This is a genomic window from Mycobacterium colombiense (assembly GCF_001665835.1).
Taxonomy (GTDB): domain Bacteria; phylum Actinomycetota; class Actinomycetes; order Mycobacteriales; family Mycobacteriaceae; genus Mycobacterium; species Mycobacterium colombiense_A.
Genome location: NZ_LZSX01000108.1, coordinates 1 through 2,102, shown reverse-complemented (window position 1 = coordinate 2,102; position 2,102 = coordinate 1). Strand labels below are relative to the sequence as shown.

General features: G+C 69.5%; 2 protein-coding genes. One reads left to right on the top strand and one right to left on the bottom strand.

Going from position 1 to position 2,102, the window contains the following annotated elements; all coding sequences use genetic code 11:
- A partial coding sequence (locus A5760_RS25595; protein ID WP_155764479.1) for an AMP-binding protein occupies nt 1–1,683 on the bottom strand: 1,683 nt, incomplete at its 3' end.
- Between the two features lie 26 nt (nt 1,684–1,709).
- On the opposite strand from A5760_RS25595, the gene A5760_RS25590 reads away from it, so the two are divergent.
- Nucleotides 1,710–2,102: condensation domain-containing protein (locus tag A5760_RS25590; protein ID WP_155764478.1), on the top strand; the 393-nt coding region annotated here is incomplete at its 3' end.

Genomic DNA, 2,102 nt, shown 5'->3' with positions numbered 1-2,102 from the left:
CCCGCTGCGATACATACGTGTTCCCGGGACCCCGTGCGGGCCGCCAAAAGGATTGGCCACGAACCGTTCCGCGGTCAATCCGGCACGGCCCACATAGCCTTGCGCCACCGCGGGCCCGCTCAGATACAGCTCACCGACCACCCCGGGCGGGGCCGGGTTCAGCCGCGCATCCAGCACCAGCGCACATACCCCCGCAATCGGGGCGCCGATGCGTACCGGCTGCCCCGCCACCAGCGGCGCGCAGGTAACCCAGATAGTGGTCTCGCTTGGCCCATAGCCGTTGAACATCGCCCGACCCGGCGCCCAGGCAGCCACTACCTCGTCCAGGCAGGCCTCCCCCACAGCGATCAGCGTGTCCAGCGCGTCCAGGCGGGCCCGATCCAGCGACGACAACACCGTCGGGGTCAGAATCGCCGCGCTGACACGCTGGTCCTGCATCAAAGCGGTCAACGCCTCCCCGGCATACACCCCCGCCGGGGCCACCACCAACGCCGCCCCCGATGCCGCCGCCAACAAGAACTCACCGACCGAGGCATCGAACGTGGGCGCGGCCACCATCAGCACCCGGGCGTCCGCGCCCAACCCGAACATCGCGCGTTGGGCCGCCGCCCACCCCAGCAGACCGGCGTGGCTGACCGCCACACCCTTGGGCACACCGGTGGACCCGGACGTGAAGATCACATACGCGCCGTCGTCGGTCCCCGCTGGCGCCAGCCGCTCGGCGTCGGTGATCGGATCCACCGGGTACCCGGTCAGATCCAAATCATCGATGCGCAGCACCGGGCGTGCCCCGGCGACCGTGTCAGCGCTGCACGTCAACACACACACCGCGCCCACCGCGTCGAGCACCGCCGCGGTCCGCTCCACCGGATGGGTCGGATCCACCGGCACATACACGCCACCGGCCTTGAGCACCGCCCACCAGGCCACGACCAACTCCACACACCGACCCATCGCCACGCCCACCGCGCGCTCCGGCCCCACCCCCGTCTCGATCAACGCCCGCGCCAACCGCGTCGACCATTGATCAAGCTCGCCATACGACACCGCCCGGCCACTGCCGACGACGGCCACCGCGTCCGGGTCGGCGGCCACCGCCGCCGCCAACAACGCCGGCGCCGGCCCCACCGGGGCGGTCACCCCGGCACCCGACCAGCCCGACAGCACCAGATCACGCTCACCGCGATCCAGCAGCGACACCTCGCCCACCGCGACCGAGGCATCGGCCACGACCGCCTCGATGACCCGGCCAAACCAGCCGACCAACCGCTCGATGCTGGACCGGTCATAGAGATCCGTGGCATACATCATCAGCCCGGCGGCCATCGGCGCGCCGGCGTCCTCGCTGGGCACCTCGCTCAGCTCGATGTCCAGGTCGAACTTGGCGGTGCGGGTAAACACCGCCAACTGCTCGACGCTGACCCCCTCCAGCGTCATCTCGGGGCGCGCGTTGTTCTGGAACACCAAGAGCACCTGAAACAGCGGATGATGCGACGCCGAGCGCACCGGGTTGAGCTGCTCGACCAGCAGCTCGAACGGCACATCCTGGTTGCCGTAGGCATCCAGCGCCTGCTGGCGCACCTGCTCGAGCACCTCGCTGAACCGCTGCGCGGAACTCACCCCTACCCGCAACACCCAGGTGTTGACGAAAAACCCGACCAGCTCATCGAGCGCCGCATCCATCCGACCGGCGATCGGCGCGCCCGCAGGTGCCCAGTTATCGCGGCGATGAGGTGGAGCTCCGCATCGACTCGCGGACCTGGGCGGGGGTCAAGGCGTTGGCGGCGGCGCATAACGCGACGGTCTCGATGGTGTTGCAGGCGGCCATGGCAGTGGTGTTGCACCGGGTGGGAGCCGGCGAGGACGTGGTGATGGGCGCGCCGATCGCCGGTCGGATGGATGCGGCGCTCGATGAGCTGGTCGGGTTTTTCGTCAACACCTGGGTGTTGCGGGTAGGGGTGAGTTCCGCGCAGCGGTTCAGCGAGGTGCTCGAGCAGGTGCGCCAGCAGGCGCTGGATGCCTACGGCAACCAGGATGTGCCGTTCGAGCTGCTGGTCGAGCAGCTCAACCCGGTGCGCTCGGCGTCGCATCATCCGCTGTTT